General features: G+C 35.9%; 7 protein-coding genes. All 7 read left to right on the forward strand.

What is annotated here, in order from left to right:
* Positions 1–112: 112 nt before the first annotated feature.
* Positions 113–1,105, forward strand: a complete 993-nt coding sequence (locus U2P91_RS16290; RefSeq protein WP_111887001.1) for a sensor domain-containing diguanylate cyclase — start codon at positions 113–115, stop codon at positions 1,103–1,105.
* Between the two features lie 315 nt (positions 1,106–1,420).
* Positions 1,421–2,707, forward strand: coding sequence for a helix-turn-helix domain-containing protein (locus tag U2P91_RS16295; RefSeq protein WP_162624397.1), 1,287 nt, complete (start codon positions 1,421–1,423; stop codon positions 2,705–2,707).
* Positions 2,708–2,782: 75 nt separating this feature from the next.
* Positions 2,783–3,322, forward strand: coding sequence for a PadR family transcriptional regulator (locus U2P91_RS16300; RefSeq protein WP_371414203.1), 540 nt, complete (start codon positions 2,783–2,785; stop codon positions 3,320–3,322).
* Positions 3,323–3,403: 81 nt separating this feature from the next.
* The gene (locus U2P91_RS16305; RefSeq protein WP_111886998.1) at positions 3,404–4,102 is read left to right on the forward strand and encodes an ABC transporter ATP-binding protein; all 699 of its coding nucleotides are present in this window, start codon (positions 3,404–3,406) and stop codon (positions 4,100–4,102) included.
* Positions 4,103–4,112: 10 nt separating this feature from the next.
* Positions 4,113–4,829 carry an ABC transporter permease gene (locus U2P91_RS16310; protein ID WP_111886997.1) on the forward strand — a complete coding sequence of 239 codons (717 nt, stop codon included), beginning with the start codon at positions 4,113–4,115 and terminating at the stop codon, positions 4,827–4,829.
* Between the two features lie 91 nt (positions 4,830–4,920).
* A complete protein-coding gene (locus U2P91_RS16315) occupies positions 4,921–5,397 on the forward strand; it encodes a glutathione peroxidase (protein WP_111886996.1) in 477 nt (158 codons plus the stop codon).
* 77 nt (positions 5,398–5,474) lie between these two features.
* Positions 5,475–5,900 carry a MarR family winged helix-turn-helix transcriptional regulator gene (locus tag U2P91_RS16320; protein WP_111886995.1) on the forward strand — a complete coding sequence of 142 codons (426 nt, stop codon included), beginning with the start codon at positions 5,475–5,477 and terminating at the stop codon, positions 5,898–5,900.
* The last annotated feature ends 239 nt before the right edge of the window (positions 5,901–6,139 follow it).

The raw sequence follows: 6,139 nt of genomic DNA on the forward strand, positions 1-6,139 counted from the left end.
AAAAAGTAGAATCTGATACATGGAAATGTTACAATTATAAAGTGTACCCTGCTTAGTCGGGATACAAATTGATTGAATCTAAGATTAAAATAATTTTGGAGGTTGAGGCTTAGTGAGTAAAAATATGAGCGTAGTTAATATTGATACAATGAATGAAGATAATCGAAAAAAGCTTGAAGAACAATCATTTGAAGAGGCTGTGCTAGCTTTGACTGAAAAGTTGGAGCTGGCAAATAGTCTGCTGAAGACCATTCTCGAAACCACTCATGATTTTCTGGTGTTTGGACTGGATCGGGAATACCGATACTTGAGTTTCAATAATCGACATAAAGCAATGGCGAAGGAACAATGGGGGGCTGACATCACCATTGGCACAAGAATTTTAGACATCATCGATAACTCTGAAGAACGTGAGAATTTAAAGGCTTTTTTTGATCGGGTTCTGGCAGGTGAACAATTTTCATCTCTTGAAGAATACGTGGGTGAAAATGAAAGTGTAGTTATGGGGAAAAATCATTGGGCTCCAATCAAAAAGAGCAATGGTGAGATTATCGGTATTGTTTGTTTTATTCAGGATGTGACAGAAAACAAGAATTTCATAAAAGATATGCTAAATGAAAAAAATAGTCTGGATCAGGATATGGAATCACTTTCTTTTTATGACCAACTAACTGGCGTATACAATCGTAGATTCTATGAAAAAGAACTTGAGCGAATGGATAATAATCAGTATTACCCACTATCAATCATTTTTATGAACATTAATGGGATGTCCAAAGTCAATAATGAGTATGGTCACGCAGTAGGCGATATTCTAATGAGAAAAGCGGTTCAGGTGCTTAAATACGGTGTTCGGGGAGATGATGTTGTTGCCCGTTACGAAGGTGATGAATTTGTTGTATTGATGCCACGAACTGAAGGTGCTAAGGTTGAACGAGCGTTAGAACGATTTAAAAAGAATATGGATGAGGTTAAAGTTCAATCCATAAAATTATCGGTTTCCTTTGGATTTTATACTAAGTATGATGAGATCGACAATATTGAAGATGTAATAAAAACCGCACAAAGACAACTGGAAAGACAAAAATCGATAGATTATATTTAACTAAGTTGATGTTCTGTCAAGATAAAATGAATAAAGCAATATGCTGTTAATAAGATTAAATCACAACTGCGCGCGCCGCCCCCTTGGCTGATGCGCGCTTTTTTTGCAAAAAAAAGATACAGTCATTGAAGTAATGAAATAAACATGATTATTGATTGCTGATATTGATTATTTTAAATCGCTAGGTTAAAATAGTAGCAACTCATTAAAAATGGTACAAGGACAAGATTTGCTATAAGAATAACAATAAATGATTTAGTCCTTTGATACTTTGATAGATCGCGAAAAAACTCTGAAATGTTAGAGAGGGATAATATGAGCCAGGAAATCGGTACTTTGTTACGAGATCTGATTAAAGAAAAGAATGTGACTAATTTTTCACTTGCTAAAGAGATTGGTGTAGATCGCTCAACATTTCAGCATTTTTTATCCGGAAGGCGAAAACTAAATTTAGAAGACCTTCGAAAGATAATGATCGCTCTAAACTTAAACAAGGATAAAAAAAAGCAGTTATACGCACTCTATGAGAAAGAATATGATGATCATGAAAATATGATAAACAGTCATGATATTTTTTCTCTATACAGTGAAATCAATAATCAGATTATTCAGGAAAAAAGCTGGATAGAATCGGAGGAGTTTCTGGTAAAGAACCAACTAACTTCTGAAAAAGCTCGGATTATCAAGGGACAGCTAAAAATTGAAGGAATCATCCGCAGCTGTTTTATGGAAGAAATGGAAAGACGAACAGATGGCAATGTGATTATGTCGATAAATTTTAAACATTATTTTCTCTATGAATTGATCATACGCGCAAGTAGGCAAAATAAAGGCGGACAAGTACAAAATATCATTCCTTTAGTTAATAAAAAGAATCTTGGTAATAATCTTGATATTTTAAAAAGGGTTCTTATATTAAAAAGCCTTGAAAACATTGATTATGAGCCTTATTATTTTTATTCCGGAACTAAAATTTATGATGATATCAGCATTATTGTTCCTAATTATTTTATCACGTCTAAACAGGTGATTACCATTGATCGGGATTTCGAAAGTGCCATCATTTATGAAGACCTGGAAATAATTGATTATTACCGAAGAAAAGCTCGATTCATTCTCAGTAAATGTACATCGTTTGCTAAAAAAGAATTGTTGGAGTGGACAGATTGCCTGTTGCCTTCCTTTGAGAAAATTAAAAAAAATAATACTACAGAGAAATACATCGCTTTTGATCAGCTAGAACATCTCCTTGACAAAACGCTCAAGCAAGGTAATAAAGATGACAGCGTTAATCAATTCAAATTTCAGGAAAAAGGCGGTGCCAACTTTTCTGATTATTTTGTGCTGAGAAATGGCCTGATTTCTGGTGCTGGAAATCTAAGCATCCGTTATCTGGTCAATGATGAACAGGTCGAATTTATTCTGATTAATGAGAGGAACAAGAGTATTCTGAAACTCATCATCAATGAAATAGGAATAGTGACTATTTTTAGAGAGTTTTTTAATTACCTTCCACGCAGCGTCCATGTCTGTTCTAAAGCGGAAATTAAAAACAGTCTGCACAATATCCGTAGTGTTACTAATAATTTAGAGAATAATTAATCAGGACTTGACAAGACAATACAATCAATGTAAAATACTCAACATAGAGTATAGGAGGTGTACGAATTGACACGCGTGCTTGTTTTGGGACTACTTGATGTACAACCGATGTCTGGCTATGATATTCAGCAGATGCTGCGAATATCTGATGCAGAACGTTGGGGTGGTGTGCTTATTGGCTCCATTTATCACGCTTTAAAGAAAATGGAAAAGGAAGGGCTGGTCGCTGTTGAAAGCATTGAACAAACTGGACATCGGCAAAAGGCGATTTACAAAATAACCGTAACGGGAAGAGAACATTTAGCCCAATTGGTGGAAAACACTTTGGAGAACTCATCCGTTAGTTATCCATCAACCATCTACTCCGGTTTGTCGTTCATTGAAAAAATACCCCGCGAAAAAGCTTTGGCAGCACTTAATAATCAATTAGTCGCGTTGAAAAAAGAATATGATGCACTTGAGAGTGGGTACCGTCTCAAAAATATCGCCATGCATCAGAATATACCCCCAATGACGAAACTGATCTTTGACAATATGTATGCGATTGTCAACCAACAAAGATCTTTTGTTGAAAATGCCATAAAATTACTGGAAGCCCAGGAAATAAACAAGTAAAAATTTCTCCCTCATGTAGAGGGAGAAAAAAATAGCCGCATACTCAATAGAGAGTATACAAAGTTAAGTAAGGAGAGAATGATGAATTTGATTGAAGGAAAAAAATTGTTTAAAAGTTTTAAAAGCAAAAAGGTTATTCAGGGAATTGATTTCGAAATCAAGCAAGGTGAAATTTTAGCTCTGGTTGGCCCCAATGGGGTGGGGAAATCAACTACAATCGCCATGTTGCTGGGTATATTACCACCTGATGCAGGTTCAATATCTTATTGGCGAGATGATTATAAAGCGTATATTGGCACCCAACTTCAAAGCACCCCTTTTTTTGAGGGATACTCTGCAGAGGAAAACCTCAGACTATTCGGAGCTTTGTATCACACTAATCTGAGTGATGAGGAAATGAAAAATAAACTGGTTGACTGTCATTTAGAGGATACTGGAAAAACCCCGGCAGTTAAGCTCTCCATCGGTCAACAGAAAAGGCTGGCCATCGGTGTTACTACAGTTCATCACCCTGAATTGATCGTTTTGGATGAACCGACTGCCGGGTTGGATCCCCGCTCACGGTACGAAATAAAGGAAATGATTCATGGCTTGGCAAAGAATAACCAATCTGTGCTTTTTTCTTCTCATGATATGGAGGAAGTGGAAAAATTAGCGGATCGTCTGATTTTTATGAACCATGGAAAAATAATGGATCAGGGAAAGCCAGAAGAGTTGATCAAAAAACACCAGGTTAATAATTTGGAAATGCTTTATTTAAAACTTACTGAAAAGAATTAAGGAGAAAAAAATGAATACAATCTTCAACCTTTCGCTCAAATCTGCAGCACGTGAACCGTTTTTACTGTTTTGGTCTATTCTTTTGCCAATTGGTGGAATGCTTATATTAGGTTCACTCGTCGGTAACATCGACTATTCTATTAGAATCACAACCGGTATGATGGCGATGGGTATTTTATTTTACTCTTTTACTACTACGGTGTTTTCACTGCTTAGCCAAAGAAGACGAGGTGTTTATCAATTATTGAAAGTAACACCTATGCCCTTATCCCGTTATGTCATCAGTGTTTCAGGAGCCTGGACGCTGGTTTTAATGATCTGCGCGATGCTGGTTTTGTTTGTTGGTACCGCCTTCTTTCATCTTGACCTAAGAATTCTCAATGTGATAAAGATGGGGATAATCTGCATGTTAGGTGCAATTGGGTATATTTTTCTAAGTTTCTTTGTCTCCGGGCTATGTAAAACTGATGCGCAAACTAGTATTGTCTCTAATCTAATTACGATGCCCTTGTTGCTAGGTAGTGACGCTTTCTATTCGTTGGATGCTACGCCAGCTTGGGTCAAAACGATCGTTTTAGTGAATCCCTATCAGTGGTTACTTAATGGACTTCGCAGTGGGCTTCTTGGAAACAATCGAGATTGGCTTATTAGTGTGATGGTATTAAGCGCTTTTCTTGGTATTTCCTTATTTTTGGCAGTGAAATCACTTAAAGTAGTAGAAAATTAATAATATTTAAGAAACTTCGAAAACTCTTGACGGTTTTAAATTGCGCGGTATAATAATAGCGTACAATTAAATAACGCAAAGGAGAAATGATATGATATATGATTTTACAGTAAAAGACACCACTGGTGTGGATGTATCAATGAAAGATTATAAAGGTAAAGTTTTGTTGATCGTGAATACAGCCACGGGATGCGGTCTTACTCCGCAATATGAGGGCCTCCAGGATCTTTATGATAAATATAAGGAACAAGGTTTTGAAATTCTTGATTTTCCTTGTAATCAATTTGCAAACCAGGCTCCAGGTACCGATGGTGAAATAAAAAGTTTTTGCGAAACACGTTTTGGCGTAACATTTAAAATTTTTCACAAAATAGACGTTAATGGAGAAAACGCTGATCCACTTTTTACCTACCTAAAGAAGGAAAAAGGTGGGATGCTGGGTTCAAATATTAAATGGAATTTCACTAAGTTTTTAATTAATAAAAAGGGAGATGTGGTTAAACGATTTGCCCCAACTGACACTCCTGAAAAAATTGAAAATGACATTAAGAAATTGCTAGGAGAATAGTCTTTCACTAGAAAAATTGCCTGCAATGAAATTGTGAGGTATAATGAACTAACTAACTTTTCAAAGGAGTGATTGACTTGGATAATGAACAACTTAAACTGGAAAACCAATTGTGCTTTCCACTATACGCCACCGCTAAAGAGGTGGTGAAACGCTATAAACCCTATTTAGAAGAAATAGGCTTGACCTATACCCAATACATTGCCATGATGGTCTTGTGGGAACACAAAACGATCAATGTTAAAACCTTGGGAGAATATTTATATCTTGATTCAGGGACATTAACACCGTTACTTAAACGATTGGAATCAGCTGGTTTGATTGAGCGAAATCGAGATTCGAATGATGAGCGCAATGTTATCATTAAGCTGACTCCGGAAGGAGCAAAACTAAAAGAGTCGGCCAGTGAGATTCCGGAGAAAATCAAGCAATGTCTGCCAATCACAGAAGAAGAAGCAATGACTTTGTATCGATTACTATACAAAATACTCAAAAATAAGTAATATTTATAATGTGTATATAAAAATGTCCAGTTGTTAAGACTGGATATTTTTGTGCTTTTATTTTATGATTATCGAGATAATTAGAAAATAACTAAACTATTCTCTTGATTAAGGTATTAGAATGTGTTAATGTGTAACCAATTAGCAACTAAAAGCGGATAGTGAATATTTCACGGTAATGATACCAACGATATTCAATTGGATACCGGTAGCACACACATTGATACCGTGGACGATTC

The sequence above is a fragment of the Acetobacterium sp. K1/6 genome, assembly GCF_034438075.1.
GTDB lineage: Bacteria > Bacillota > Clostridia > Eubacteriales > Eubacteriaceae > Acetobacterium > Acetobacterium carbinolicum.